The organism is Amycolatopsis sp. VS8301801F10 (assembly GCF_046195355.1).
Classification (GTDB): Bacteria; Actinomycetota; Actinomycetes; order Mycobacteriales; family Pseudonocardiaceae; genus Amycolatopsis.
Window position 1 is genome coordinate 466,271 of record NZ_CP176065.1, and the last position, 26,971, is coordinate 493,241.

Sequence of the window (26,971 nt, forward strand, 5' to 3'; positions counted from 1 at the left end):
CGTGCGGGGTGCCAGCGCACCGACCCGAAGCCGAGGTTGCCGCGGCGGCCCCGCGCAAATTCGCGGCGTTGTACAACAAGGACTGCCGTCCGTATCTGATCGGCACCGGCCTGGCCATGATGGCCGACAATATTGAACACGTCATCACCTACTGGGTGCTGTGGGAGAAATTCCAGTCGCCCGCACTGACGGGGTTCGAGGTAATCAGCCACTGGGTGCCGTTCCTGCTGTTCTCGGTATATTTCGGCGGACTGGCCGACCGGCACGACTGCCGCCGGATCATCCAGGCCGCTCAGGCGCTGTTCATGGCCGTGTCCGTGGCGTGGGGCGTGCTGATCGTCACCGACACCCTCGAGGTGTGGAATGCCTGCGTACTGCTGATTTTGCACGGCTGCGCGGGCGCGATTTGGGGACCGGGCGAGCAGCTCATGTTGCACGATTTCGTCGGCCCCACGGAATTGCCCAGCGCAGTCCGGCTCAATGCCACCTTCCGCAGTCTGGGAATTCTCTTCGGCCCGGTCGTCGGTTCGGCATTGCTGCTCGGACTCGGACCGGTGGCGGGCATTTTCGTGAACGTCGCGTTCTACCTGCCGCTGACCGTTTTCCTGTTCCGCACCAAGTTCACCGGACACACCCGAGACGGCGGAATCATTCGCCGGCCGCGAGTCGGGCTGCGGGATTCGGTGCGGGTGCTGAAGGAAATCAGCGGCAATCCGACCATGGTCGGGATGATCATCCTCGCCGGGCTCGGCGCGTTCTTCGTCGGCGCTTCGATGCAGAGTTCGATGCCGATCTTCGCCCAGGACCTCGGCGCGGGCAGCGCCGGAACCGCGTACGGCGTGCTGCTGTTCGCCAACGGCGCGGGCGGCGTGATCGGCGGGATCCTGCTGGAAGCGACCGGAAAGATCAAACCGAGCGTGCCCGCCGCGGTGCTCAGCACGGCGATTTACGGGATCTCCAGCCTGTTCTTCGCGATGACCGCCAGCTATCCGATCGCGGTGGCGCTGCTGGTGATCGGCGGCGTGGCGAACCTGGCGTCGATGTCGATCGGCCAGACCGTCGTGCAATTGCTGGCGAAACCGGAGGAACGCGGGCGCGTGATCGGCGTGTACAGCGTGTCCGCCAACGGTCTTCGCGCGGGCAGCGGATTCACCGTGGGACTGCTCGGTTCTGCGGTCGGAGTGCACTGGTCGCTGGGCATCAGCGCGGCCGCGCTCACCGTCGGCACAGGGATCGCCGGCTGGTACTCGCTGGGCAGCCGCCGGGCTCGGCAGCTACACCAGGTCACCGACTGAGCCTGCTCCGAAGACGAGCTACCTCGTCCGCGGCCATTCCGGCGCGGACGAGGTAGTCGCGGTAGTAGGCGCGCAGGCCGGGTTCCCGCGCCGGGATCCAGCTCTCTTCGGTGACGAAGAGGCGGCGGACCGAGAAACTGCGCGGGCTCCGTGCTGCCACCGGATCGGATCGCCAGGCCGCCGAGGGCCGCGAAAGGGCCGTCGAACAGGCGATCGCCAGTTTTTGTCGGTGCTGCTGGTTACGCTCTCCCCATCTCGCAGCACCCATCACCGTCAGCGACAAGCTGCTCACCAGCGCACATCACACTGGACCGCAGCTTGCTCCACACCGTATAGTCCACGTGGAATAACCCACGTGGGGTCACCCGATTGGATCTTCTGGAGGAACACCGTCATGGTCGCGGCCAAGCTCACGGCGCTGGGCGTCGCCGTGCTCGAGCTGCTGCACGAGCGGCCGATGCACCCGTACGAAATGGCCCAGCTCATGCGGGAACGGCACGTCGAAACCCGCGTAAAGCTCAAGGCGGGCTCGCTCTACCACACGGTGGACAGGTTGCAGCGCAACGGTTTTGTCGACGTGGTGGAAACCCAGCGGGACGGCAAACGGCCGGAGCGCACGGTGTATGCGATGACCGCGGCGGGCAAAGACGCCTTCCAGGAACGAGCCCGGCAAATGCTGGGCGACGTGGTGCCGGACTACAGCGACGTGCTCAGCGGGCTCGCCGTGATCGACGATCTCGGCCGCGACGTGGCGCTGCTCGAGCTGGAGCACCGGATCACCCGGCTGCGCGCGGGCGTGGCCGCCGACGAGGTGATCGTCAAGCAGCTGGAATCCGACGGCACCCCCGAAATCTACTGGCTCGACTTCCGGTTCAGCGCGGCACAGCGGAAGTTCGAGCTCGCGTGGATCGAGCAGCTGTTCGCGGACCTCAGCAGCGGCCGGATCCCTTTCCAGGACAAGAAACTCAAGCTCAAGGAAAACGATGAACGCAAGACCGGTTAACCCGTGGGCCGCGCTGAGCGCGCTCTGTATCGGGTTCTTCATGATCCTGCTGGACACCACGATCGTGTCCATCGCGGTGCCCGCCATGCTGCAGCACCTCGGAGCCGGGCTGAACTCGGTGGTGTGGGTGATCAGCGTCTACCTGCTCACCTACGCCGTGCCGATGCTGTTCACCAGCCGGCTCGGCGACCGCTTCGGCCCGAAGCGCGTGTTCGTCGCCGGGCTCGTCGTGTTCACCGCGTCGTCGCTGTGGTGCGGGCTGTCCGGCAACGTCGAGATGCTGATCGCCGCCCGCGCGGTGCAAGGCCTCGGCGCCGCGTTGATGACGCCGCAGACGCTGGCGTTCATCAGCCACCTTTTCCCGCCCGCGAAACGCGGCGCGGCGATGGGCGCGTGGGGCGGCGTGGCCGGCCTGGCCACGATCACCGGCCCGCTGCTGGGCGGCGTGCTGGTGCAGCACCTAGGCTGGGAGTGGATTTTCTACGTCAACGTGCCGATCGGCGTCGTCGCCATCGCGTTGACCCTGTGGCTGGTGCCGGACTGGCAGCCGAAGCACTCGCATTCGTTCGACCTGATCGGCATCCTGCTGTCGGCCGCGGGGCTCTTCTGCGTCGTGTTCGGTGTCCAAAATGGACAGCAGTATGACTGGGGCACGGTGTTCGGCGGCATCACGGTGTTCGAAATCATCGGAGCCGGCGTGGTCCTGCTGATCGCCTTCGTGCTGTGGCAGCACTACAACCGCCGGGAACCGCTGGTCCCGCTGGCCGTGTTCGCGAACCGCAACTTCTCCGCGGGCACGCTCACCGCGACCACGGTCGGCTTCACGATGACCGGCATGTTCCTGCCGCTGATCATCTACATCCAGACGGTGCTCGGCCTCTCCCCCACCATGGCCGGTCTGCTCACCGCCCCGATGTCGCTGCTGTCCGGCGTGATCGCGCCGTTCGTCGGCCGCGCTTCGGACAAGGTCAACGGCAAATACCTGGTGATGGGCGGCCTGGCCCTGCTGGCCGCGGGCGTCGGCATCATCGCGCTGCAAGCGCGGCCGGACACGAGCCCGTGGGCACTGATCCCGGCCCTGCTGGTGTGCGGCCTGGGCGTCGGCTGCATCTTCTCGCCGATGAGCAACCTGACGATGGCGTCGGTGGAACCGCGGCTCACCGGTACCGCGTCGGGCATCTTCAACACCGCCCGCCAGGTAGGCGGAGTCCTGGGCAGCGCCGCGATCGGCGTGCTCCTGCAGGCGAGGATCAGCGCGTCGATCACGAGCGAAGCCGCCACCGCGGCCGCGCAACTGCCGGAACAGTACCGAGCCCCGTTCACCGAAGGCATCGCGCACGCCGCCGCCTCCACCGGCGAATTCGGCTCCTCCGGAGGCCCAGCCCCCATGCCCGGCCTCCCGGCGGACCTCGCCGAACAAGCGGGCCGCCTCGCCAGCGAGGTTGTCCACAATGGACTGACCGACGCCGCCCGCGCAACGCTGATCCTGCCGATCGCGGTGCTGGTACTGGGAGTCCTGTCGGCAGCGGCTCTGCGCCGGGTAACGCCTCGGCCGCGTACGCCAGCCCCGACCGCCCCGACCCCGGAGCCAGCACGATGAACGGCTGACCTCACCCTGCCCGGCTGGCCGAAACCCAGCCGGGCAGGCGCTGAGGGAGGAGAGGCCGAGCAGAGAGGAGGCGAGCACGCGCGTCGGCCGGAACTTCCTGCGGGCAAGCCAGGCTGAGCAAAGCAAGGAGCGCGGCGAGAGCCGAACGGCAGGCACGACCAGGACGCCCCGATCAGCGGCCGCTACCGGCTGATCGGCGATCTTGAGTCGGCCGGTTTCGGGCGGCTCAAGTCGCGGCGGAGAAACCACGCCTGGACTCATTGAGCTGCCCAATGCAAGCAGAGGCAGAAACCCCGCAGCCGCACCCCGATCGGCCGCGGCCCGAGCGCGGCCCCGCCACCCGGCAGTGAAGTGGCGATCGCGATGCACTGCGAATCCGCGCGGCGGTCTCCGCATCCGCGGCCGCGCGGTCTCCCGATGCCCGGAAACAGCTGCCCGCTCACCTCGCACCCGCCCCGGGTTTCCTCCGAGCCACTCACCCCGCACACAACCCAGCCGCCTTGCCGAGCCACTCACAACCCAGCCGCCCTGCCGAGCCACTCACAACCCAGCCGCCCTGCCGAGCCACCGGCCACGCACTCGGCCCAGCCGCCGCCCAGGCCGCCCACCGCAATCCCCTCGCCTAGGTGGCGCAACCGCCCACTTTGCCCAGGCCACGCCCCACCCCGCACACAACCCAGCCGCCCTGCCGAACCACTCACCGCACACACCCAGCCGCCCCTGCCGAACCACCGGCCACGCACCCGGCCCAGGCCGCCCACCGCATTCCCTTTGCCTAGGTGCGAAACCCTCCCACTCCGCCCAGACCACGCCCCACCGCACACTCAACCCAGCCACCCCGAACCACCCACGCAACCCCCCCAGGCCACCCACCGCAACCCCCTCACCCAGCCGACACGACCTCCCACCCCTCCCAGGCCAGACCCCACCGCCCCCACCCGCCGAGGTAGCGTTCGACCGTGCGTCTAGTCCTCGCCTCCCAGTCCCCCGCCCGTCTCGCTGTGTTGCGGAGTGCCGGTCTCGATCCGGCCGTCGTCGTGTCCGGTGTCGACGAGGATGCCGTCGCGGCCGCGCTCACCGATCCCGAACCCGCCGAACTCGTCTTGGCTCTCGCGAAAGCCAAGGCCAACGCCGTGGTCGAGATGGTCTCCGAGCCCGACGCCGTGATCGTCGCCTGCGATTCCATGCTTTCCATCGGCGGCGAGATGGTCGGCAAGCCCGCCACGGCCGAGGTCGCGAAGGAGCGCTGGGCCCGGATGGCCGGCGGCTCCGGCGTCCTGCTCACCGGGCACGCCGTGGTCCGGCTCGACGGCGGGCAGCGGACCAAGGAAGCCTCCGGCACCCGGTCCACCACCGTGCACTTCGCCAACCCCAGCCAGGCCGAGATCGACGCCTACGTCGCGACCGGCGAACCGCTGCACGTCGCGGGGGCGTTCACGCTCGACGCGCTCGGCGGGTGGTTCGTCGAGGGCGTCGAAGGGGACCCGTCCAGCGTCATCGGGATCAGTCTTCCGCTGCTGCGTCAGCTCCTCGCCGAGGTCGGCGTCAGCGTCACCGAAATGTGGAACTAGTTCACATATTGGGACGATGTGTCACTCGGACGAGTGATCAGGGAGAGTCGACTCCGGCCCGCACCCGGGTCAGCGGAAACTCTCGACCTCTCTGGGGTGGCACATGTCCTTCGTCAGGACGTACACCAAGCCGCGCGTGTTCGCCGCGGCCGTGCTCGGTTCGCTTGTCGTGGGCGCCGGCCTCGGCGTGCTCGCGCGGACGACCGAAGCCGGCTGGCTGACCGACACCCTCGACCACATCGGCACGATCTTCACGACCCTGCTGCAGATCGCGGTGATCCCGCTGGTCTTCACCGCGATCGTGGTCGGCATCAACAGCCTCCGCGGCCTCGGCGGCGGCCGCACCGCCGCGCGGCTCGGCGGCAAGACCGTGCTGTGGTTCGCGATCACGTCGTTCATCGCCTCGCTGATCGGGATCGCGATCGGCAAGCTGTTCAACCCCGGCTCCGGCGGGCTCGGCGAGGGCGTCGCGGCCACCGCGAAGAACGCCGACAAGGCCGCGAAGAGCATGAGCCACTGGGGTTCCTGGGACGCCTTCATCAAGGGCCTGCTGCCGGAGAACTTCTTCTCCGCCTTCGCCGAGGGCAGCACGCTCCAGGTGCTCTTCCTCGCCGTCGTGATCGGCGCCGCCGCCTACAGCCTCGGCGACAAGGCCAAGCCGTTCGTCGAGTTCACCACCAGCGCCTTCGAAATCATCCAGCGCTACCTCGGCTGGATCGTGCGCCTCGCGCCCATCGGCATCGTCGGCCTGATCGGGGCCGCCGTCTCCAACTACGGCGACGCGCTGTTCCGCCCGCTGCTGTCGACCACGCTCGCGGTGTACGTCGGCTGCCTGCTGGTCCTTTTCGTGGTCTACCCGATCCTGCTGCAGTTCGTCGCGAAGGTGAGCCCGCTGACGTTCTTCGCCAAGGCGGGCACCGCGATCCAGTTCGCGTTCGCGTCGCAGTCCAGCTCCGCGACGCTGCCGCTGACCCGGCAGTCCGCGGTCAACCTCGGCGTCGACCCCGGGTACGCCGCCTTCGCCACCCCGCTCGCCAGCGCGACCAAAATGGACGGTTGCGCCGCGGTGTTCCCGGCGATCGGCGCGATCTTCATCGCCAACCTCGCCGGGGTGCCGCTGAGCTTCGGCCAGTACGTCGGGATCGTGGTCGTCGCCGTGGTCGGCGCGCTGGCCACCGCGGGCACCACCGGCTGGCTGACCGCGCTCACCCTGACCACCGCGTTCATCGGTCTCGACGCCAAGCAGGTCGCGCTCGGCATCGCACTGATCTACTCGGTGAACCCGATCATGGACATGATGCGCACGGCCACGAACGTCGCGGGCCAGATCGTGGTCCCGACGATCGTCGCGCGCAGCGAGGGCCTGCTCGACGACGAAATCCTCAGCACGCACACCGCTCGCCCGAACCACCGCGACGAGGGCAGCGCGGCCCGGCCCGCCACCGCCTGACGCCTCGTGAGCGGCAATCCCGGTTCTAACCGGGATTGCCGCTCACGAGTTGCCGGAACACCGCCGCAGCTGGGATTTCCTCAGCTCGACGTCCGGCCAGCCCCGGAAATTCGACGGCGAGGTGACGGTGCTCGTGCACCCCATCACCTCGCCGTCGAGTTCGTAGACCTCAGCCACCACCGGAGCCGCCTGGCAGCGCGGCGAACCGGAGACCGCCTGCGGGCATTCGTGCCGGACGACGATCACGTCCGGACGGCCGTCCTGGCTCACGTCGTAGAGCGACAGCGAGCCCGCGTCGGAGAAATACGGCTTGCCGTAGTCTCGCCACACCCCGCCGGATTCGGTGAGCAGTTCCCCGTACGAGCCGCCGGCCGCGTCGCCGCGGACCAGGCACGCGGCGGTCGACCCGTCGATGCAGCGCAAGGAAGTCTCCGTCAGCTTCGCGCCCAGGTTCGTGATCGCCAGTTCGAACTCGGTGCCCGGCTCCTTCCCGACCTGGACCCGTCCCGAGCCTCCCGCGGCGTCCGCCAGCAACACGACCGGGGTACCGCCGACGCTCACCGCGGCCAGCTGCCGGCACGGACCGTTGCCGCAGGTCGAGGCCGATCCCTCCACCGGAGCCGCCGCCGGCTCGCGCGGGGCCATGGTGACCGCGCCGTCCGGCTTCGGGCGCAGCACGACGGCCACGACGAGCGCCGCCGCCGTGGCCACCGCCGCGAGAACGGCGGTGAGCAGCGCGGATCGCGGGACGCGCTTCGGCCTAGTCCGCATATCCGAGACTGTAAGCGACCTCGCGCACCGTGTCCGTCTATGTTGTCGGAGTGACGAACCCCAATCTTCCCCCGGCCCTTTACCTGCCGACCGGGCCCGCCGGCCCGACCACCGACGGCCAGACCGGAGCCAACGTCGAACTGCGCCGCACCCCGGACGGACGCACCGCGCTGGTCGCGTTCACCGCGCTCGACCGGCTCGTCGACTGCTGCGGCGAGCACCAGCCGTGGATCCTGGTCAACACCGAGAACCTGGCGCTGGTGCACCAGGTCAACCCCTACGACGTCATCGTGCTCGACTCCGAACTCCCGGCCGAACTGCGGCATCAGGCCCCCGCCGGACGGGTATAAACAGGACCGAACTGGGTGGTCCACCTCTCAATCCAGGCCCCGCCGGGGTCCGTAGACTCCCGGTTGACCAGCAGCGCGGCGACGGGCACGGGAGGTATGTGGTGAGCGAGCAGGACACCGCGAGCACGGGCGGTCCGGTGACCAAGGTCCTGATCGCGAACCGGGGCGAGATCGCGGTTCGCGTGATCCGGGCCGCGAAGGACGCGGGCCTGCAGAGCGTGGCCGTGTACGCCGACCCGGACCGCGACGCTCCGCACGTCCGTCTCGCCGACGAGGCGTTCGCCCTCGGCGGGACCACCGCGGCCGAGAGCTACCTCGCGATCGACAAGATCCTCGACGCCGCCAAGCGGTCCGGCGCCGATTCGGTCCACCCCGGCTACGGCTTCCTTTCCGAGAACGCCGACTTCGCCCAGGCCGTCCTCGACGCGGGCCTGACCTGGATCGGGCCGAGCCCGCAGTCGATCCGCGACCTCGGCGACAAGGTGACCGCGCGGCACATCGCGATGCGCGCCGGCGCGCCGCTGGTGCCCGGCACCAAGGAGCCGGTCAAGGACGCCGACGAGATCATCGCGTTCGCCGACGAACACGGCCTGCCGGTCGCGATCAAGGCGGCGTTCGGCGGCGGCGGCCGCGGCCTGAAGGTCGCCCGCACCCGCGAAGAAATCCCTGAGCTGTTCGAATCCGCGACGCGCGAGGCGGTGGCCGCGTTCGGCCGCGGCGAGTGCTTCGTGGAGCGCTACCTGGACAAGCCGCGGCACGTCGAGGCGCAGGTGCTGGCCGACCAGCACGGCAACGCGATCGTCGTCGGCACCCGCGACTGCTCGCTGCAGCGCCGCCACCAGAAGCTGGTGGAGGAGGCCCCCGCGCCGTACCTGTCCGACGACCAGCGCGCCCGGATCCACGAGTCCGCCAAGGCCATCTGCAAGGAGGCCGGCTACTACGGCGCGGGCACCGTGGAGTACCTCGTCGCGGTCGACGGCACCATTTCCTTCCTCGAGGTGAACACCCGGCTGCAGGTCGAGCACCCGGTGTCGGAGGAGACCACCGGCATCGACCTGGTGCGCGAGATGTTCCGCATCGCGCGCGGCGAGAAGCTGCGGATCACCGAGGACCCGACGCCGCGCGGCCACTCGATCGAGTTCCGCATCAACGGCGAGGACGCCGGGCGCGGCTTCCTGCCCGCTCCGGGCACGGTCACCAAGTTCGTCGCCCCGTCCGGCCCGGGCGTGCGCGTCGACTCCGGGGTCGAATCCGGCAGCGTGATCGGCGGCCAGTTCGACTCGATGCTCGCCAAGCTCATCGTCACCGGTTCGGACCGGCAGAACGCGCTGGAGCGCAGCCGGCGCGCGCTGGCCGAGTTCGAGGTCGAGGGCATGGCGACGGTGCTGCCGTTCGACCGCGTGATCGTGAACGACCCGGCGTTCATCGGCGACGAAAACGGCTTCAGCGTGCACACCCGCTGGATCGAGACCGAGTTCGACAACCAGATCGAGCCCTTCACCGCGCCGGACGTCGAGGCCGAGGAAGAGGCGCCGCGGCAGAACGTCGTGGTCGAGGTCGGCGGACGCCGGCTCGAGGTTTCGCTGCCGGGCGGGTTCGCCCTCGAAGGCGGCGGCGCGCCCGCGGCGACGAAGGCCAAGCCGCGCAAGCGGGCCGGCGGCGCGAAGGCGGCGGTGAGCGGCGACGCGGTCACCGCGCCGATGCAGGGCACCATCGTGAAGATCGCGGTCGAGGAAGGCCAGCACGTCGAGGCGGGCGAGCTGATCGTGGTGCTCGAGGCGATGAAGATGGAAAACCCGGTAACCGCGCACAAAGCGGGCACTGTCACCGGGCTTTCGGTCGAGATCGGCTCCGCGGTCACGCAGGGAACGCAACTCTTGGAACTCAAGGACTGAAGTTGTGCTGAATGTCGTGGGTGCCGCGCGCTCGCGCGGCCTACCATCGACTACGTGACTGAGGTTCCGTCTCCGCAGCTGCGGATCAGCGACCGGGAGCGCGAGTCCGCGCTGCACGCGCTCGGCGAGCACATGAGCGCGGGGCGGATCGACATCGACGAGTTCGGCGAACGCTCCGCCCGGATCACCGCGGCCAAGACCCGGGGCGAACTGAGCGAGCTGTTCGCCGACCTGCCGGTGCCGCATCCAGTGTTCGGCGGCGCGACCGCGGCGCCGGAACCGGCCGCGGCGGCGCCGATGCCCGTGCCGCAGCCCGCGGCGTCCGGCGAAGTAGCCGCCCGGCAGCCGGAGTGGTCGCCGGGGCAACGCGTCGTCGCCGCGCTGATTCCGCTGGTCTGGATCGCGGCGATCGCCCTGATCGCCACCGGCGCCGCGGGATGGCCGGTGATCTTCGCGCCGATCGCGCTCACCGCGGTCGGCCGCGCGCTCTGGGGCAAGGGTTTCGAGCACCATGACCACCACCGCCACGACCGGCATCGCGAACGCCGCGAGGAGTTCCGCGCGATGCGCGACGAGCACCGGCGCCAGCGCCGGCTGGACCGCTGAGGCGGACCATGGCTGACCTGCGGCTGAGCGACGCCGAACGCCAGGACGCGCTCGACGTCCTCTCCGAGCACGTCCGCACCGGACGCCTCGACATCGACGAGTACGGCAGCCGCTCGGCGAAGGTCACGTCGGCCAAGCTGGTGAGCGAACTGGTGCCGCTGTTCGACGACCTCCCCTCGCCGCGGCCGAGCGCGCTGCTGGCCACGGCCCGGCCGGAACCGGTCGTCCCGGCCGCGGGGAACGGCAAGCTGAGCGCGTTCGTGTGGCGGTATTCGGTGCCGCTCTCGATCGCACTGGCGGTCCTCGTGCTCATCGTCACGCGCGGTCGGCTGCTGATCGTGTTCGCGCTGCCGTTGCTCTTGATCCTGTTCAGCGGATGGCGGCGGCGCTGAGCCCGCGGCCCGGCCCGATGATGGGGCTGCGGCCGGGTTCGGTCGATCCGAGGGCCGAACGATGGGCAGGCCCGGTGTTCGCCGGGGTCGGGATTCTGGCGCTCGCGGTGTGCACGATCATCGCCGCCGGTCAGCCGCACGGTGATTCCGCGCAATGGCGCACAACCATGCTTCTCGCCGCGGCGAGCGGGCTGTGGTTGCTGATGCTGATCCCGGTTTTCCCGCGCCGCACGCGAAAACCGTGGCTGGCCATTGGGTTCTTTATTGTGCTGCTAGCTGGCGCGACGGTGCTCGCTTCTCGGCTGGACCCGTTCACTGCCTTCGCTTCGATCGGCTACCCGATCGCGTTCGTGTTGTTCCCGACGCGCTGGAGCATCTTCGCCGCAGCCGCTACGGCGATAGTTCCGTTGCTGGCCAAGGGGATTTGGGAACCGTCGCCGCCGTGGATCACGGCAGTGTCGATTGTCGGGCCGATTCTGTACGTGGCATGGTTCGTCGGCGCGGAGAACGAGGAACGTCGTCGCACCAATGAAAAGCTCGCGCGATCAAACGCGCAGCTGGAAACGGCGTTGACGGAAAACGCGGCGCTGCAAGCGCAATTGCTCACCCAAGCCCGCGAGGCGGGGGTGCTCGACGAGCGGCAGCGAATGGCCCGCGAAATTCACGACACCGTCGCCCAGGGCTTGACCGGCATTGTCACCCAATTGCAGGCCGCCGACCGGGCCACCGAAGCCGCGGACCGGCAACGGCACCTCGACCACGTGCACGCGCTGGCGAAGGACAGTCTCACTGAGGCGCGCCGGGCAGTGCAGGCGTTGCGGCCGGAACCGTTGGCGGACTCGCACCTGCCGGAAGCGTTGGCAGGCTTGGCGAACCGAGTGTCCGATACCTCCGGCGCCAAGGTGACCGCTACCGTCGAAGGCGATGCTCGGCCGTTGCTGCCGGAGCTGGAAGTGGCGTTGTATCGGGTCGCGCAGGAAGCCTTGGCCAACGCGGAAAAACACGCGCACGCCAGCCGGATCGACATCACCCTCACCTACACCAGCGACCTGGTCATGCTCGACATCCGGGACGACGGCAGAGGTTTCGCCCCCGGCGACCGCGGCGACGGCACCGGCTTCGGCCTGGAAGCGATGCGCCAGCGCGTGCAACGGGTCGCGGGCTCGCTGACCATCGAGTCCGCACGCGGGGAAGGGACCGCCGTGCACGCGGAGGTCCCATCGCCCGCTTAAGTCACTGGCCGCCCGCCACACGCAGCTTCCGGCGCAACACCTTGCCGTTTCCATTGCGCGGCAACGCTTCCAACCAGACCACGTCCTGCGGCACCTTGTACCACGACAGGTGCGCACGAGCCAGCGCGATCAGTTCCGCGCTCAAGTCCTCGTCGCCCGTGCCGGAGGTCGCGACCACGTACGCACGCAAGGTCGTGTCCCCCGCCTCGCGCCGCACCGCGCTCACCGCTGCTTCCCGCACCTTCGGGTGACTTTCGAGAAGCCGTTCGACCTCGCCGGGGACCACGTTCTGTCCGCCGATCACCTCGACGTCGTCGAGCCGTCCGTAGACGTGGAGGACACCCTGTGCGTCGATCGACCCGAGGTCGCCGGTCGACCACCAAGTGTCGGTCACCTGATCCGGGCCGAGGCTGCCGCGAGCGACACCGCGCGTAGCGAACGGGACCAGAACTTGCAGCTCGCCCTGCACTCCGGTCGCCACCTCGTGTCCGTCAACCACTACGCGTGCCGAACGGCCTTCGTAGACCGGCCCGACCGCCGACGGGTCGGCGTAATCCGCTGGCCGCCCCATCGCGTACCCACCAGCCTCGGTAGCGCCGTAAAGGTTCACCAGCCGGTCCCCGAAAATCGGCACCAGCTTCTCGCGCAGCTGAGCGGAAAGCACTTCGCCCGCGCACATCGCGCCGCGCAACTGCCCGAGCGTCTCGGCGTGCCCCGGCTCCAGCAGCAGACGCGCGTAGAAACTCGGCTGCGCGAAAAGCGTCGCGACGTTGTGGCGGCGGATCAACTCCAGCGCGGCAGCCGGGGTCGCGCGCGGCCGCGAGAGGACTGACGTCTGGCCGGTGCAGATCGTCGCCATCACCGAGGAATACAGGCCACCGGCGAAATACATCCGCGACACCGAGAGCGCGACCGTGCCGACGCCGTCCGTGCGAAACATCGACGGATCGAAATTGCGGTGAAGATAGAAGCACAGCTTCGGCGCGCCGGTCGTCCCCGACGTGAACATCGCGTGCGACGGATTGTCTCCGCCCGGCGCGAACTCCGTCTCCGGATCCGCCGCCGCCAGCCGCTCCGCGCCGGTGGTCGGAGCGAGGTCGACGCCGGCGAGCCAGCCCGCCGTTTCCGGGTCCGCGACGATCAGCGCGGGTTCGGCGGTGCGGGTGTCGCGGGTCAGATCGTCGTGGCTCATCTGGACATTCGCCGGAATCGCGACGATTCCGGCCTGCCACGCGCCGAGCAGGCACCAGACCAGTTCGATGCTGTCCGGAAGCGCGAGCAGCACGCGGTCGCCGCGGCGCAGTCCGGCGGCCCGGTAACCGCCGGCGACGCGCGCGGCTCCGGCGTAGACCTCGGCGAACGTCCAGGTCCGGTCGTCGGCGAGGAAGGCGGGAAGGTCGGCCCATCCGTGTCGGCGGGCGTGGTCGGCGGCAAGCTGGGTCAGATTGTCCGGCATACCCGGCAACGCTGCCAGGACGATCTTCGCGCCGGGGCGGTCTTTCCCCGGTACTGCCCGAAGCGGCAAGGATTTTTCACCCTTCGTCCGCCCCGGCCGTGACGCGGCACGCAGCCGTTTCGCGCCTGGAGACGGTTAGGCTCGAGTCGTGGAACCCGTGGAAATCAACGCGGGCGCGTACCGCCTGCGCCAGCTCCGCGCGGACCGGCATCTCGACGACCGGCCCGCGCTGATGGAGGCGTTCGCGGACCCGCAGCATCGGCGGTACGTGCTGAACTACCAGTTGCGCACCCCCGACGAAGCCACCGAGTACGTGACGCTGCGCGCCGCGCAGTGGGCGTGCGACGAGCGCTGCTCGTGGGCCGTGGCCGACCCGGCGACCGGCCGGCTGCTCGGCGAGGTCGGACTGCGCGACCTGGACCTCGACTTCGGCACCGCCGAGGCGTCGGTGTGGACACACCCGGCCGAACGAGGCAAAGGCATCGCGGCGGTAGCGCTTTCGGCCGCGATCCAGTTCGGATTCGCCCGGCTGGGCCTGCACGAAATCGCTTACCGGCACGACGAAAGCAACACCGCGTCCGAGGTGGTGGCGAAGCGGGCCGGGTTCCGGCGAGTCGGCCCCGAGGAGCGGCCCTCGCCCAGCGGGGAAAAGCTGATCAGGTGGGTGCTCAAGCCCTCGTGAGTACCGGTTCTCCGCAGCACTCCCGAGGCTTTCTCACCTGACCGGCTCGCGTCCGAAGCGGGCGCGCGGTGAGCCCGGAAAACCCGAGCCCTCGTGAGTGCCGGTTCTCCCCGACACTCACGAGGCACTCTCAGCTGACCGGCTCGATCAACCCGGCCCGAGCCTCCGGAGCCGCCGCCCGCAGCGCGTCCGCCGACTCGTCCGTCGGCTGCAGCTGCGAATCCCGCTCCGCCTCGACGCGCGCCCGATAGACCTCGACCTCGCGCCTGGTCTCGTCTTCCGACCAGCCCAGCACTCCGGCCACCAGCTGGGCGACCTGCTCCGCACAGTCGACGCCGCGGTGCGCGTACTCGATGGAGATCCGCGTGCGCCGGGCGAGGACGTCCTCCAGGTGCAACGCACCCTCGTGGCTGGCCGCGTACACGACCTCCACGCCGAGGTAATCCGGCGCCGACTCGATCGGCTTGAGCAGCTCCGGCCGGTCCGCGGCGAGCGCCAGCACCTCGTGCACCAGCGAGCCGTAACGGTCGAGCAGGTGCCGCACGCGGTACGGGTGCAGCCCGTGCTCCGCGGCCAGGTGATCGGCCTGGTTGACCAGCGCGTGGTAGCCGTCCGCGCCGAGCAGCGGGACCTTGTCGGTGATGGACGACGGCGGACGGCCCGGCAGGTCGACCACCGCGGCGTCGACGGCGTCGGCCGCCATCACCCGGTACGTCGTGTACTTGCCGCCCGCGATCGCGACCAGGCCCGGCGCGACCCGCGCGACCGCGTGCTCGCGCGACAGCTTCGACGTCTCTTCGCTCTCCCCGGCCAGCAGCGGCCGCAGACCCGCGTACACGCCTTCGATGTCGTCGTGCGTCAGCGGCGTCGCGAGCACCGAGTTCACGTGCTCGAGCAGGTAGTCGATGTCGTGCTTGGTGGCCGCCGGGTGGGCGAGGTCGAGATTCCAGTCGGTGTCGGTGGTGCCGACGATCCAGTGGTTGCGCCACGGGATCACGAACAGCACCGACTTCTCGGTGCGCAGGATCATCCCCGACTCCGACACGATCCGGTCGCGCGGAACCACGATGTGCACGCCCTTGCTGGCGCGCACGCGGAACCGGCCGCGGCCGCCGGAGAGCCGCTGCAGTTCGTCGGTCCACACGCCGGTGCAGTTGACCACCGCGCCGGCGTGGATCTCGGTCTCGCGGCCGTCCTCGACGTCGCGCACGCGCACGCCGGAAATCCGGTCCGCCTCGCGCAGGAAGCCGACGACCTGGGTGGAGGTCCGGACCACCGCGCCGTAATGCGCGGCGGTGCGCGCGACGGTCATCGTGTGCCGGGCGTCGTCCGCCTGCGCGTCGTAGTACCGGATGCCGCCGATCAGCGCGGACCGCTTGAGCGCGGGAACCATTCGGAGGGCACCCGCCCGGGTGAGATGTTTCTGGCCGGGCACCGACCGGGCTCCGCCCATCGTGTCGTACATCAGCAGCCCGGCGGCGGTGTACGGACGCTCCCAGATCCGGTGCGTCAGCGGGTACAGGAAGCTCACCGGCTTCACCAGGTGCGGCGCGATCTTCGTCAGCATCAGCTCGCGCTCGTGCAGTGCCTCGCGCACCAGGCCGAACTCGAGCTGTTCGAGGTACCGCAGGCCGCCGTGGAAGAGCTTGCTCGACCGGCTCGACGTGCCGGACGCCAGGTCGCGGGCCTCGACGAGGGCCACCCGCAGGCCGCGGGTCGCCGCGTCCAGCGCGGTGCCCGCGCCGACGACCCCGCCGCCGATCACGACCAGATCGAAGGTCTCGTCGCCGAAGCGCCGCCAGGATTCCTCCCGGCCCGCCGGACCCAGCCGGGCCGGGTCACTGCCGTTCTGCGAGTTCGTCACCACTCGTTCCTCCTCGTGCTCCACCTTCCCCAGCATCGCACGCTTGCGTGATCGTCTGCTGACCCCGAGGTGACACGTGTGGCGGAACCCATGACGATCATGGTCACATTGCTTCGCCCGGCTTATGGATTGCGCGCGTACGCACCGGTAACGTGCCGCGGACTGGGGTCGGCTACGAGGCGGTGGCCGGACGTGATCGGCCCTGCACAGACTGTCCAGTGTGGAGGTGCGGAAAGCGTGAGTCCAAGTCTGAGTCCGGGTGCGATCATCGTCTGGGAGCTGCTGGGCACGGCAGTGCTCCTGTTGCTGGGCAACGGCGTGGTCGCCAACGTGGTGCTGCGCAAGAACAACGGCTTCCAGGCCGGAACCCTGTTCATCACGTTCGGGTGGGCTTTCGGCGTGTTCGCCGGGGCGAGCCTCGCCGCGCCGACCGGCGCGCACCTGAACCCCGCGGTCACGCTCGGCCTGGCCATTTCGGGCAAGGTTTCGTGGGCGGACGTGCCGTTCTATCTGATCGGGGAAATGCTCGGCGCGATTCTCGGCGCCGTGCTGTGCTGGCTGACCTACAAACTGCAGTTCGACGACCACCCGAATCCGGAAGAGACGCTCGGCATTTTCTCCACCGCCCCGCAGATCCGGAACAAGGCGTGGAACCTGGTGACCGAGATCATCGGCACCTTCGTGCTGGTCGGCTGGATCCTGCTGACGCCGGCGTTCAAGACCGCCGCGGACGGGACGCCGACGTTCGGCAACACCGCGCTCGGCTACGCCGGGGTGTCGTTCGTCGTGCTGGTGATCGGCATCTCCCTCGGCGGGCCGACCGGCTACGCCATCAACCCGGCCCGCGACCTCGGCCCGCGCATCGCGTACGCGTTCCTGCTGCCGATCAAGGGCAAGCGCGACCCGGACTGGAACTACTCGTGGGTGCCGGTCCTCGGGCCGCTCGTCGGCGCCGCGCTGGCGGCGCTGGTGTACCTGGCCGTGCACAACCTGACCTGACCCAGCTTTCCGGAGGGAATCCATGACTTCGTACGTCGCCGCGATCGACCAGGGCACCACGTCGACGCGTTGCATGATCTTCGACCACTCCGGCCGCGTCGTCGCGGTCGACCAGCGCGAGCACGAGCAGATCTTCCCGCAGGCGGGCTGGGTCGAGCACAACGCCGAGGAGATCTGGGAAAACACCCGCGCGGTCGCGGCGGGCGCACTCGCCAAGGCCGACCTGCGGCCGACCGACATCGCCGCGGTCGGCATCACCAACCAGCGCGAAACGGCGCTGGTGTGGGACCGCAAGACCGGAAAGCCGGTGTACAACGCGATTGTCTGGCAGGACACGCGCACCGACAAGATCGCCGCCGAGCTCGGAGCGCTCGGCGGCGGCCAGGAGCGCTACCGCTCCAAGACCGGCCTGCCGCTCGCGACGTATTTCTCCGGCCCGAAGATCAAGTGGATCCTCGACAACGTCGAGGGCGCGCGGGCCAGGGCCGAGGCGGGCGATCTGGTGTTCGGCAACATGGACACCTGGGTGCTGTGGAACATGACCGGCGGCACCGACGGCGGCGTGCACGTGACGGACCCGACGAACGCGTCGCGCACTTTGCTGATGGACCTCGACACCCTGAAGTGGGACGAGGAGATCGCGGCGGAGATGGGGATTCCGCTGTCGATGCTGCCGGAGATCCGGTCGTCGTCGGAGGTGTACGGCAAGGTCCGCCCGCGCGGAGCGCTGGCCGAGGTGCCGATCGCGGGCATCCTCGGCGACCAGCAGGCGGCGACGTTCGGCCAGGCGTGCCTCTCGCCGGGCGAGGCCAAGAACACTTACGGCACCGGCAACTTCGTGCTGCTGAACACCGGCACGGAGAAGGTCCTGTCGGAGAACGGCCTGCTGACGACGGTCTGCTACAAGATCGGCTCGAACGACACGGTCTACGCACTGGAGGGTTCGGTCGCGGTCACCGGTTCGCTGGTGCAGTGGCTGCGGGACAACCTGGGGTTGATTTCGTCGGCGGCGCAGATCGAGGAATTCGCCCGGACGGTCGACGACAACGGCGGCGCGTACTTCGTCCCGGCGTTCTCGGGCCTGTTCGCCCCGTACTGGCGCTCGGACGCCCGCGGCGCGATCGTCGGCCTGACCCGGTTCGTGAACAAGGGCCACCTCTCGCGGGCGGTTCTGGAGGCCACGGCGTTCCAGTCGCGAGAGGTGATCGACGCGATGAACGCCGACTCGGGCGTCCCGCTGAAGTCGCTGAAGGTCGACGGCGGGATGGTCGTGAACGAGCTGCTGATGCAGTTCCAGGCGGACATCCTGGGCGTGCCGGTGATCCGCCCGGTGGTGAACGAAACGACCGCACTGGGAGCGGCGTACGCGGCCGGGCTGGCGGTGGGATTCTGGGAGTCGGAGGACGACATCCGGACCAACTGGGCGAAGGACAAGCAGTGGGACCCGTCGATGGACGAGTCCCGGAGGGAGAAGGAATACCGGAACTGGAAGAAGGCTGTCACGAAGACCTTCGACTGGGTGGAGGACTGATCCTTCCGGGAATGCCTGCCTGAGTTGGCGGGGCTAGGGCTTGCGGCTTGGTTGAGGGCGGTGAGGGGAACTTCGGGGGATTTGATTCCTTCGGGGTTCCCCTCACGGGCGTTTGCGGCCCGCGCGTTGGGGCACGCTGACTCGGCGCTCGGTGGGATGCGCCGACCTCGCCGCCGCTTCCGACGCGAATGGCTGCGCATGGCTCGCTCCGGCGACGGTTCGGGTTGGCAGGTAGCGGCTTGGTCCGCGGTCCCCGGGGCCGATCGCCACGGCCCCAGCTTGGCCTGCGCTGCCCAGCACACCAATCGGCCCGGCCCGCCAATCTGCACGGCCCAGCACGGCCCAGCCCCGCGCGCCAAGCAGAACGGCTCGCCTCGCCCAGCGCGCCAACCGGCACAGCCCGGCTCCACCCGCGCACCAATCAGCACGACCTCGCGCGGACCGCCCGCGCTAACCGGCGCACCCCAGCTCGACCTGCCTCGCCCAGCACGCCAACCTGCACGGCCCACCCAGCGCACACTCGACGCAGACCGACCGCCCAGCAAGCCAACCGGCGCAGGTGGCTCAAGCCGACCCGCGCACCAATCAGGACGGCCCGGCACAGCCCGCCTCGCCCAGCACAACCAGGCGTGAACCCTCCCGCCCAGCACGCCGACCGGCACAGCCTGGGGCCTGGCTCCACCCGCGCACCAATCAGCACGAACTGGCGCAGGCAAACCGCCCACGCTATTCGGCACGCCCGGGCTCGACCCGCCTCGCCCAGCACGCCAACCTGCACGGCCCGCCTAGAGCACCAATCGACGCAGCCTGGCCCGACCGCCAAGCAACCCAATCGACGCGGCCCGGCTCGAGCCGCCCGCGCACCAATCAGGACCTTCCAGCACAGCCTGCCTCGCCCAGCACGCGAGCCAGCACAACCAGGCGCGGACCATCCCGCCCAGCACGCCGACCGGCACAGCGCGGCTCCACCTGCGCACCGATTAGCACGACCTCGCGCGGACCGCCCGCGCTAATCGGCGTGCCCCGGCTTGGCCCGCTCTGGCCAGCACGCCAACCTGCACGGCCCCAGCTAGGCCCGCTCCGCCCTCACGCCAACCTGCACAACCCAGCTAGGCCCGCTCGGCCCACGGCACCAATCGGCACTGTCCCGCCCCGCGCGCCAAGCAGCACAGCTCGCCTCGCCCAGCACGACCAGGCGCGGATCATCCCGCCCAGCGCGCCGACGGCACAGCCCGGCTCCACCCGCGCACCAAGCAGCACGACCTCGCGCGCTAAGCGGCACAACCCAGCTAGGCCCGCTCGGCCCACGGCACCAATCGGCACGCACCCGGCACAGTCCGCCCAGCGCACCAATCAGCACGACTCGGCACACCCACCGCACCAACCGACACAACCCGGCGCGGCGCAAACCACCCCAAACTCAGCCCTCCGTATCACCGCCCAGCCAACTCACCCCAGCCATCACCCACCAGGACCACATCAGCCTCCCCCTCACCCCCACCCGTCCTGAGTGCCGGACTGGGCGTTGGGGGCCATCAGCGAGAAGCCCGCCCCTTGGTCGTCCGTCGCGACCACCATTCGGCCGTGTGGCGTGTCCACCGGCGGGCTCACCACGGTCCCGCCCAGTTCGGTGATTCGCGACGCCGACTTGTCCGCGTCCGCGGTCCAGAAGTAGGTCACCCATCCGGGTTGCGCGGGGCTGTCCGAGGACAGCTCGCCAAGGCCGCCGACCGGGCGGCCGTCGACGTCCAGAGTCGCGTACGTGAAACCTGGCCCCGACATGTCGCCGAAGCCGTACCCGAACACATCCCCGTAGAACTGCTTCGCCGCGGCGAAATCGCGGGTCATGCATTCGTTCCACGCCGGGGCCCCGGGCGTCAGCGTGACCTGCGTTCCGGAATGCCGACCCGGCTGCCAGAGGCCGAACGTCGCGCCGGTCGGGTCGGTTGCGATGGCCATCCGGCCCTCGGTCAGGACGTCCATCGGCGGGGCGACCACCTGTCCGCCCGCCTCCGCGATCGCGGTCACTGTCTTGTCCACATCGGACACGGACAGGTACGTCGTCCACGTCGGCGGCATGCCTGCCTGCTCCGGCGGGAGCTGGCCGATTCCCGCCACCGGCTTGCCGGCGATCTGCGCCATTCCGTAAAACCCGGTCTCCGGGCCGCCGGATTCGACTGTCCAGCCGAGCAGCGACTCGTAGAACGCGACCGCCTTGTCGCGGTCCGGCACCATCAAGTCGCCCCAGCACGGGGTGCCCGCGGGCCACGGTTCTGTCCTGGTGATCATGGGTGCCTCCCGGAATTGTGCCAACCGCCACAGTGTCGCACCGGGGACCGACAAAAACCGGGGGCGGCTTTTCAGTGCCCGCCGTTGACCAGGCGGGCGTACACGATGATGTTGTCCACATAGCTGTGCTCGGCCCGGTCGAACGCGCCGCCGCAGGTGATCAAGCGCAGTTGCGGGTCCGAAGTGTCCCCGTAGACCGCGTCGGTCGGGAAGACGTCCTTGGGCACCTGGTCCACTTTGGTCACCTCGAAGTGCGCGGTGGTGCCGTCGCGGCGGGCGATGTCGACGTCGTCTCCCGGCTTCATTTCCTTGAGCCGGTAGAAGATCCCTTTGTGCTTGTTTCCGTCCACGTGTCCGAGCACGACCGCGGGGCCGACCTCGCCGGGCGTCGGGCCGTTTTCGTACCACCCGGCCTGCAGCGGCGTGCTGACCGGCGGGACTTGCACCGTATTGTCGGGATTGAGACCCAGCGGCACCAGGCTGGAATGCGCGTCGATGCGCGGGATGTCCAGCGAAACCGGCTCCGATTTCGGCATGCCGGCCGCCGAAACGGACGGAGCGCTGGAGGCGGGCGCCGCGGTCGTCGACCCGGCCGAGCATCCGGTCAGCAGCGCGGCGAGCGCGACGGACGCCGCGGCGAGTGTCTTCCTCATCGTCATTCCCCCGATCCGCCCCAGGCCTGGCCGCGAGAAAGCGAGAAACCGAGAAAAGCAGCCAGGCCCAGGAGACTAGTCAGCCACGCCGGCGACGCGCCGCCACCAGTCCGGTGCCGCCGAGGGCGAGCACGCCCATCGCGCCGGCCGCGATCGGCAGGCCGAGGTTCGACTGGTCGTCCGCGACCGGGCCGTCCGTGCCGCCGGTCTGCGGCGCGCCGGACGGGACCTTGCTGACCTGCTTCGGCGCGGGAGCGGTCGGCTTGGGGGAGGGCTTCGCGCCCAGCACGGTGAACTTCGTGGTGACGTCGGCGCTGCCGCACGAGAACGAAACCTGGTACGTCCCGGGCTTCACCCCGCTGCGGACGGTCGCGGCGCCCTGCGAGATCGGGGCCTTGGCCGGATCGTTCTGCGGACCGGCCGGGTGCAGCTTGCCGAACTGCAGCGCCGCCGACTTCAGGTTCTTGATTTCCGAGGCCTCGCAGCCGACGCGCACCGTGACGCGGTCCCCGGCGTGGCCGGACGACGGCAGCACCCGGATGAACGCCTTGGGCACGCCGGCGTCGCCGTCCGGCGGTTCCTCGGTGGGGGACGAGGGCGGCGTGGTGGCGGTGCTCGTCGTGGGCGGCGTGGTGGGCACCTCCGCGGCGAAAGCCGGTGCGGCCGAAAGCATTCCGGCGGCGACGAGGGCGGAGAAAACAACGGTACGCTTCATGACACTCCCCTTGCTGAAAATACGATTCACCCCGCAGAAAAACAGCGGCGAATCCGCGCCCAGCCGGCAGTTCCCCCTGCGGCCCGGGCGTTTTCGTTCCGACAACCACCAAGACGTCTCCGCCCGCCGCGGGGTTGCCCCGGGAACGAAAAAACCGCCGGAAACACTTTTCCGGCGGTTTTCGGCAAGCATGGCCGATTAGCCGGCGAGGCTCCCGTCGCCCGCTTTCGCCGCGCCCTTGGGCACGCGCGACACCTGCGCGGCGGGCACGGTGAACGTCGCGTGGTACTGCTTCCCGGCGCACGTGAGGGTGAGCGGATAGCTGCCGGGTCCGGTGCCGGGCACCAGGTCCGCGTGCGCGCTCATCGTGGCCTTCACCCCGACCATCTCGCCGTAGAAGTACTGGGAGAACTTCAGCACGGGCGAGCTGAACTCCGCCGTGCCCGCGTTCGCCCCCGGGCAGTAGGCGAACGCCTGGTTCGGCTCGGAGCCGCGCTGGTAGGCGTTCACGTGGCCGTGCAGCACCGCGGTGTCCCGGTTCAGCTGCACGGTCACCGGATCCGGAGCCGGACCGTCCGCCGCCACCGCCGGAACCGCTGTCCCGGCCAGTCCGATCGCCGCCGCCACCGCGAAAATCGCGCTCTTGCGCACCCTCGTCCCTTCCCCGTGCCGCACCTGGTCACCCCGCAAGACGCGAGCTGCGGCACGGGGTTGCCCGGACGCGGGAAATCAGTCCAGATCGTCGTGCCGCATGAGCTGACGGCCCGCTTCGGTGATCGACCCGGACAGCGACGGGTACACCGAGAACGTCAGCGCCAGGTGGTCCACCGTCAGCTGGTTCTGCACGGCCAGCGCGATCGGCAGGATCAGCTCGCTCGCCGACGGCGCGACCACCACGCCGCCGACCACCACGCCGGTGGCGGGGCGGCAGAAGAGCTTCACGAAACCGCGGCGCAGGCCTTCCATCTTCGCGCGCGCGTTGGTGGCCAGCGGCAGCATGATCGTGCGCGCCGGCACCTCGCCGGAGTCGATCGCCTGCTGGCTGATGCCGACGGTCGCGATTTCCGGGTGGGTGAACACGTTCGCCGCGACAGTCTTGAGCTTGATCGGCGCGACGCCCTCGCCCAGCGCGTGCCACATCGCGATGCGGCCCTGCATGCTCGCCACGGACGCGAGCATCAGCACGCCGGTGCAGTCGCCCGCCGCGTAGACGCCGGGCACGCTCGTGCGTGACACCCGGTCCACCGCGATGAAGCCGCCGGGGCCGGGCTCGATGCCGACGCGGTCGAGGCCGATGTCGGCGGTGTTCGGGATGGACCCGACGGTCATCAGCGCGTGGCTTGCCTCGATCACGCGACCGTCGGCCAGGTGAACTTCGACGCCCTTCTCGGTGCGCTCGACGCGTTCCGCCCGGGCCTGCTTGGCCACCGTGGTGCCGCGCTGGGTGAAGACCTCTTCGAGCACCGCGGCGGCGTCGGCGTCCTCGTGCGGCAGCACGCGGTCCCGGCTGGACACGACGGTGACCTTCACGCCCATCTCGGTGTACGCGGAGGCGAACTCGGCGCCGGTGACGCCCGAGCCGATCACCGCGAGGTGTTCGGGCAGCTCGGTGAGGTCGTACAGCTGCCGCCAGTCCAGGATCCGCTCGCCGTCCGGCACCGCGCCGGGCAGCACGCGCGGGGTGGCCCCGGTGGCGATCAGCACGACGTCCGCGGACAGCGATTCCACTTTCCCGTCGGAGTGCGTGACTTCCACCGTGTGGGTGGCCAGGCCGGGCTCGTCGTCGGCGAACCGGGCCTCGGCGGTGATCACGCGAACGCCCTCGCGCTGCACGCGGGCGCGGATGTCGGCCGACTGCGCGAGCGCGAGGCCTTTCACCCGGCCGTGCACAGTCGGCAGGTCGACGGTGGTGTCCGCGAGGTCGGTGTTGATGCCGAGCTCGCCGAGGTCGTGCATCTTCGCGAGCGCGCCGGACGAGGCGATGAACGTCTTCGAGGGCACGCAGTCGTAGAGGACACAGGCACCGCCCAGGCCGTCCCGCTCGACGATCGTCACGTCGGCGCCGTGCTGCGCCGCGACCAAGGCGGCTTCATAGCCCGCCGGGCCGCCACCCATGATCACGATCCTGGTCACCTGGGTCCTCCTCTGTCACACGTGCTTGGCGGTGGCCTCGACCCTACGCGGCGAGCCTGACCGGCAAGCGAAGTGCCCGGACACGGCATGTGCATCCGATCGGGGAGAACAGAGGTCGCTAGGCTGTGCCGCGTGCCGTTGTATGCCGCTTACGGATCCAACATGGAGCCCGCCCAGATGCTGGAGCGCGCCCCGCACTCGCCCATGGCAGGCACCGGCTGGCTGGAAGGCTGGCGGCTGACCTTCGGCGGCGAGGACATCGGGTGGGAAGGCGCGCTGGCCACCATCGTCGAGGACCCGTCGTCGCGGGTGTTCGTGGTGCTGTACGACGTGACCGCGCTCGACGAGGAACGCCTCGACCGCTGGGAAGGCGGCGAGCTGGGAATGCACACGAAGATCCGGCTGCGGGTCCAGACGATGGACGGCTCGGTGCTGGCCTGGCTGTACGTCCTGGACGCCTACGAGGGCGGCCTGCCCTCGGCGCGGTATCTCGGGGTGCTGGCGGACGCCGCGGAGGCGGCCGGGGCCCCGGCGGATTACGTGGACGATCTGCGCACCCGGCCGTGCACCGGGATCAGCGGCTGACGCCTTCCGCTTGACGGTCCGTGAGGGGAACCTTCACGGACCGTTTGCGTCCGGCGTTCAGCCGTTCGAGAGACGAAGCAACCCCGCCGTCCCGACCTCGCCGCGGGCTGCCTGGAACGCTCGTTTCCGGAGTCATCCACACCCGCCTAGCAGAGGGCCGAAAGTTGTCCCCAACGGCGCCTCCCTGTGGATAACTCTGCGTCTCCGGACGATTCCCCGGCCCGCCGGACAGCCGTCCAATACCACACGGCAGAGGCTCACCCACACGGGCATCCGGCACCTCAGTGCGCAGGAAAAATCGCGGTGCGTCACCGAAGACGACGGCAGAAATCAGGTCAACGACGGGTCGCGAACGGCCCCGGATTTCGCCAAAGCCGTTGCCGCGCAACACGAACTCCACCTTCGGGAGCCAACGGGCCACCGTCCCACCCGGGCAGCACGGAAGTCCGAATTGACTCTCGGTAAGCGCACCGCAGCGGAGCATCGGCGGTCTAGACCACGCCGCGTAACTCCCCGCTGACACCCCCGGACGAGGGGTACCTCTCACCCGCCCAAGTTATCCACATTGGCGCGGCCCCTGTGGATAACTCAGGCCAGCGAAGCCAGCGCGGTGTGCACCAAAGTGCGCACTCCGACGAGCAGCGCGCGCTCGTCGAGGACGAACGTCGGGCGGTGGATGTCGGCCTGCGGTGCGGGCGGGCCGGACCACACGCCGAGCCGGGCGAAGGCCCCGCTGACGTGCTCCAGGTACCAGCCGAAGTCCTCGCCGCCGGACGACTGTTCCGTCCCGGCCAGCCCCGCTTCGCCGACCGCCGCCTCGACGCCCGCGCGCATCAGCGCGGTCGACTCCGCGTCGGAAACGACGGGCGGCACGCCGCGCCGGTAGTCGAGCGAGAAGCCGACGCCGGTCGGGGCCAGCAGCGATTCCACCGACGACGCGACGAGCGGCTCCAGCGCCTTCCACACCTCGTGGTCGGCGGTCCGCAGCGTGCCGCGCAGGACGCCGTCCTGGGGCACCGCGTTCGCGGCCTGTCCGGCGTGCACCGCGCCCCACACCAGCACCGTGCCGGACCGCGGGTCGACGCGCCGGGACAGCACCGACGGCAGCGACGTGATGACCGTGCCGAGCGCGTACACCAGGTCCGCGGTCAGATGCGGCCGCGAGGTGTGCCCGCCGGGCGAGGTGAGGCGCAGTTCGATGAGGTCGGCGGCGGACGTCAGCGCGCCGACCCGGGTGCCGACCTTGCCCGCTTCGAGCCGGGGGTCGCAGTGCAGGCCGTAGATCCGCTCGACGCCCTCCAGGGCTCCCGCGGCGATCATGTCCAGCGCGCCGCCGGGCATGACCTCCTCGGCGGGCTGGAAGATCAGCCGCACGCGGCCGGGCAGCTCGGGCGCGCCGGCCAGAGCGCGGCCGGCGCCCAGCAGGATCGCCGTGTGCGCGTCGTGGCCGCACATGTGCGCCGCGCCCTCGGTGGTGGAGGAATACGGCAGGCCGGTGTCCTCGGTCAGCGGCAGCGCGTCGATGTCCGCGCGCAGCGCGACGCAGCGCTCGCCCTTGCCGATGTCGCACACCACGCCGGTGCCGCCGGGCAGCACCCACGGCTTCAGCCCGACGCGGCGCAGCAGCGAGACGATCAGCTCGGTCGTCGCGAACTCGTCGCGCGACAGCTCGGGGTGGGCATGGATGTGCCGCCGCCACGCGAGCACGTCCGTCGCGTTCGCGCGCAGCCAGTCGTCCAGCCAGAACGGGCCGCGGCCCGCGCCAAGGTCTTCCACCGGAGCCATGCTGACGCCGGCGTCGGTCACCAGCGCGCCGGGCGCCGCGATCGGGTTGTGGTCGCCTGGAACGTCCGGCCGTGAATCCAGCACCGTCACGCCGCACCTCCTCCC

The 26,971-nt window shown here is 69.9% G+C and carries 24 protein-coding genes; 14 read left to right on the forward strand and 10 right to left on the reverse strand.

What is annotated here, in order from left to right; genetic code table 11:
- The first annotated feature begins 8 nt into the window (after window positions 1-8).
- Window positions 9-1,295 (forward strand): MFS transporter, encoded by a 1,287-nt coding sequence (locus F9C11_RS02200; protein ID WP_409183290.1) that lies wholly within the window; start codon window positions 9-11, stop codon window positions 1,293-1,295.
- Here the strand turns inward: F9C11_RS02200 and F9C11_RS02205 are convergent.
- Complete coding sequence (locus tag F9C11_RS02205; RefSeq protein WP_409183291.1) at window positions 1,285-1,455, reverse strand: hypothetical protein; 171 nt, start codon at window positions 1,453-1,455, stop codon at window positions 1,285-1,287. The two genes, F9C11_RS02200 and F9C11_RS02205, sit on opposite strands and share 11 nt — an antisense overlap.
- Before the next feature lie 234 nt (window positions 1,456-1,689).
- Between F9C11_RS02205 and F9C11_RS02210 the strand changes: the two genes are divergently transcribed.
- From F9C11_RS02210 to F9C11_RS02225, 4 genes are all read left to right on the forward strand, one after another.
- Window positions 1,690-2,298, forward strand: a complete 609-nt coding sequence (locus tag F9C11_RS02210) for a PadR family transcriptional regulator (protein WP_409183292.1) — start codon at window positions 1,690-1,692, stop codon at window positions 2,296-2,298.
- Window positions 2,279-3,898, forward strand: coding sequence for a DHA2 family efflux MFS transporter permease subunit (locus tag F9C11_RS02215; RefSeq protein WP_409183293.1), 1,620 nt, complete (start codon window positions 2,279-2,281; stop codon window positions 3,896-3,898). The genes F9C11_RS02210 and F9C11_RS02215 overlap by 20 nt, the downstream gene beginning before the upstream one ends.
- Window positions 3,899-4,866: 968 nt before the next feature.
- The gene (locus F9C11_RS02220) at window positions 4,867-5,478 is read left to right on the forward strand and encodes a nucleoside triphosphate pyrophosphatase (protein ID WP_043831863.1); all 612 of its coding nucleotides are present in this window, start codon (window positions 4,867-4,869) and stop codon (window positions 5,476-5,478) included.
- Window positions 5,479-5,581: 103 nt separating this feature from the next.
- On the forward strand, window positions 5,582-6,928 hold the full coding sequence (locus F9C11_RS02225; protein ID WP_409183294.1) for a dicarboxylate/amino acid:cation symporter: 1,347 nt from the start codon (window positions 5,582-5,584) through the stop codon (window positions 6,926-6,928).
- Between the two features lie 42 nt (window positions 6,929-6,970).
- Here the strand turns inward: F9C11_RS02225 and F9C11_RS02230 are convergent, their stop codons facing one another.
- Window positions 6,971-7,699 carry a hypothetical protein gene (locus tag F9C11_RS02230; RefSeq protein ID WP_409183295.1) on the reverse strand — a complete coding sequence of 243 codons (729 nt, stop codon included), beginning with the start codon at window positions 7,697-7,699 and terminating at the stop codon, window positions 6,971-6,973.
- A gap of 50 nt (window positions 7,700-7,749) precedes the next feature.
- On the opposite strand from F9C11_RS02230, the gene F9C11_RS02235 reads away from it, so the two are divergent.
- The 5 genes from F9C11_RS02235 to F9C11_RS02255 all read left to right on the forward strand — a co-directional run bounded on the left by F9C11_RS02235 (window position 7,750) and on the right by F9C11_RS02255 (window position 12,174).
- Window positions 7,750-8,049, forward strand: a complete 300-nt coding sequence (locus tag F9C11_RS02235; protein WP_037716509.1) for an SAV_915 family protein — start codon at window positions 7,750-7,752, stop codon at window positions 8,047-8,049.
- 101 nt (window positions 8,050-8,150) lie between these two features.
- A complete protein-coding gene (locus F9C11_RS02240; protein WP_409183296.1) occupies window positions 8,151-9,944 on the forward strand; it encodes an acetyl/propionyl/methylcrotonyl-CoA carboxylase subunit alpha in 1,794 nt (597 codons plus the stop codon).
- Between the two features lie 54 nt (window positions 9,945-9,998).
- Window positions 9,999-10,550, forward strand: a complete 552-nt coding sequence (locus F9C11_RS02245) for a DUF1707 domain-containing protein (protein WP_409183297.1) — start codon at window positions 9,999-10,001, stop codon at window positions 10,548-10,550.
- An 8-nt stretch (window positions 10,551-10,558) separates the two neighbouring features.
- Window positions 10,559-10,942, forward strand: a complete 384-nt coding sequence (locus F9C11_RS02250) for a DUF1707 domain-containing protein (protein ID WP_409183298.1) — start codon at window positions 10,559-10,561, stop codon at window positions 10,940-10,942.
- Window positions 10,927-12,174, forward strand: a complete 1,248-nt coding sequence (locus tag F9C11_RS02255) for a histidine kinase (protein WP_409183299.1) — start codon at window positions 10,927-10,929, stop codon at window positions 12,172-12,174. Before F9C11_RS02250 ends, F9C11_RS02255 begins: the two co-directional genes overlap by 16 nt.
- 1 nt (window position 12,175) lies before the next feature.
- Here the strand turns inward: F9C11_RS02255 and F9C11_RS02260 are convergent, their stop codons facing one another.
- On the reverse strand, window positions 12,176-13,630 hold the full coding sequence (locus tag F9C11_RS02260; RefSeq protein ID WP_409183300.1) for a class I adenylate-forming enzyme family protein: 1,455 nt from the start codon (window positions 13,628-13,630) through the stop codon (window positions 12,176-12,178).
- Between the two features lie 148 nt (window positions 13,631-13,778).
- On the opposite strand from F9C11_RS02260, the gene F9C11_RS02265 reads away from it, so the two are divergent.
- Window positions 13,779-14,312 carry a GNAT family N-acetyltransferase gene (locus F9C11_RS02265; protein WP_409183301.1) on the forward strand — a complete coding sequence of 178 codons (534 nt, stop codon included), beginning with the start codon at window positions 13,779-13,781 and terminating at the stop codon, window positions 14,310-14,312.
- Between the two features lie 130 nt (window positions 14,313-14,442).
- Here F9C11_RS02265 and F9C11_RS02270 read toward each other — a convergent pair whose 3' ends face one another.
- Window positions 14,443-16,212, reverse strand: coding sequence for a glycerol-3-phosphate dehydrogenase/oxidase (locus tag F9C11_RS02270; RefSeq protein WP_409183302.1), 1,770 nt, complete (start codon window positions 16,210-16,212; stop codon window positions 14,443-14,445).
- Window positions 16,213-16,425: 213 nt separating this feature from the next.
- Here F9C11_RS02270 and F9C11_RS02275 point away from each other — a divergent pair, with 213 nt between their 5' ends.
- Entirely contained in the window at window positions 16,426-17,175 is a 750-nt protein-coding gene (locus F9C11_RS02275) for an MIP/aquaporin family protein (protein ID WP_182894669.1), read from the forward strand.
- Between the two features lie 22 nt (window positions 17,176-17,197).
- Window positions 17,198-18,706 carry a glycerol kinase GlpK gene (glpK, locus tag F9C11_RS02280; protein ID WP_409183303.1) on the forward strand — a complete coding sequence of 503 codons (1,509 nt, stop codon included), beginning with the start codon at window positions 17,198-17,200 and terminating at the stop codon, window positions 18,704-18,706.
- A gap of 1,491 nt (window positions 18,707-20,197) precedes the next feature.
- Here the strand turns inward: glpK and F9C11_RS02285 are convergent.
- From F9C11_RS02285 to F9C11_RS02305, 5 genes are all read right to left on the reverse strand, one after another.
- The gene (locus tag F9C11_RS02285; protein ID WP_409183304.1) at window positions 20,198-20,995 is read right to left on the reverse strand and encodes a VOC family protein; all 798 of its coding nucleotides are present in this window, start codon (window positions 20,993-20,995) and stop codon (window positions 20,198-20,200) included.
- 71 nt (window positions 20,996-21,066) lie between these two features.
- On the reverse strand, window positions 21,067-21,648 hold the full coding sequence (locus F9C11_RS02290; RefSeq protein WP_409183305.1) for a class F sortase: 582 nt from the start codon (window positions 21,646-21,648) through the stop codon (window positions 21,067-21,069).
- Between the two features lie 79 nt (window positions 21,649-21,727).
- The gene (locus tag F9C11_RS02295; RefSeq protein ID WP_409183306.1) at window positions 21,728-22,363 is read right to left on the reverse strand and encodes a hypothetical protein; all 636 of its coding nucleotides are present in this window, start codon (window positions 22,361-22,363) and stop codon (window positions 21,728-21,730) included.
- A 198-nt stretch (window positions 22,364-22,561) separates the two neighbouring features.
- Window positions 22,562-23,038 (reverse strand): hypothetical protein, encoded by a 477-nt coding sequence (locus F9C11_RS02300; protein ID WP_409183307.1) that lies wholly within the window; start codon window positions 23,036-23,038, stop codon window positions 22,562-22,564.
- 54 nt (window positions 23,039-23,092) lie between these two features.
- Complete coding sequence (locus F9C11_RS02305) at window positions 23,093-24,496, reverse strand: NAD(P)H-quinone dehydrogenase (protein ID WP_009072684.1); 1,404 nt, start codon at window positions 24,494-24,496, stop codon at window positions 23,093-23,095.
- Window positions 24,497-24,628: 132 nt separating this feature from the next.
- Here F9C11_RS02305 and F9C11_RS02310 point away from each other — a divergent pair, with 132 nt between their 5' ends.
- On the forward strand, window positions 24,629-25,081 hold the full coding sequence (locus tag F9C11_RS02310) for a gamma-glutamylcyclotransferase (protein ID WP_183124553.1): 453 nt from the start codon (window positions 24,629-24,631) through the stop codon (window positions 25,079-25,081).
- A 588-nt stretch (window positions 25,082-25,669) separates the two neighbouring features.
- On the opposite strand, the gene F9C11_RS02315 is transcribed toward F9C11_RS02310, so the two are convergent.
- A complete protein-coding gene (locus tag F9C11_RS02315; protein WP_409183308.1) occupies window positions 25,670-26,956 on the reverse strand; it encodes an amidohydrolase in 1,287 nt (428 codons plus the stop codon).
- Window positions 26,957-26,971: the final 15 nt, after the last annotated feature.

Excerpts from the sequence above, each read along its gene's own strand:
- F9C11_RS02210 (WP_409183292.1), top strand. The coding sequence starts at position 1,690 with ATGGTCGCGGCCAAGCTCACGGCGCTGGGCGTCGCCGTGCTCGAGCTG.
- F9C11_RS02215 (WP_409183293.1), top strand. The coding sequence starts at position 2,279 with ATGAACGCAAGACCGGTTAACCCGTGGGCCGCGCTGAGCGCGCTCTGT.
- F9C11_RS02225 (WP_409183294.1), top strand. The coding sequence starts at position 5,582 with ATGTCCTTCGTCAGGACGTACACCAAGCCGCGCGTGTTCGCCGCGGCC.
- F9C11_RS02230 (WP_409183295.1), bottom strand. The coding sequence starts at position 7,699 with ATGCGGACTAGGCCGAAGCGCGTCCCGCGATCCGCGCTGCTCACCGCC.
- F9C11_RS02250 (WP_409183298.1), top strand. The coding sequence starts at position 10,559 with ATGGCTGACCTGCGGCTGAGCGACGCCGAACGCCAGGACGCGCTCGAC.
- F9C11_RS02255 (WP_409183299.1), top strand. The coding sequence starts at position 10,927 with ATGGCGGCGGCGCTGAGCCCGCGGCCCGGCCCGATGATGGGGCTGCGG.
- F9C11_RS02260 (WP_409183300.1), bottom strand. The coding sequence starts at position 13,630 with ATGCCGGACAATCTGACCCAGCTTGCCGCCGACCACGCCCGCCGACAC.
- F9C11_RS02270 (WP_409183302.1), bottom strand. The coding sequence starts at position 16,212 with ATGCTGGGGAAGGTGGAGCACGAGGAGGAACGAGTGGTGACGAACTCG.
- glpK (WP_409183303.1), top strand. The coding sequence starts at position 17,198 with ATGACTTCGTACGTCGCCGCGATCGACCAGGGCACCACGTCGACGCGT.
- F9C11_RS02285 (WP_409183304.1), bottom strand. The coding sequence starts at position 20,995 with ATGATCACCAGGACAGAACCGTGGCCCGCGGGCACCCCGTGCTGGGGC.
- F9C11_RS02290 (WP_409183305.1), bottom strand. The coding sequence starts at position 21,648 with ATGAGGAAGACACTCGCCGCGGCGTCCGTCGCGCTCGCCGCGCTGCTG.
- F9C11_RS02295 (WP_409183306.1), bottom strand. The coding sequence starts at position 22,363 with ATGAAGCGTACCGTTGTTTTCTCCGCCCTCGTCGCCGCCGGAATGCTT.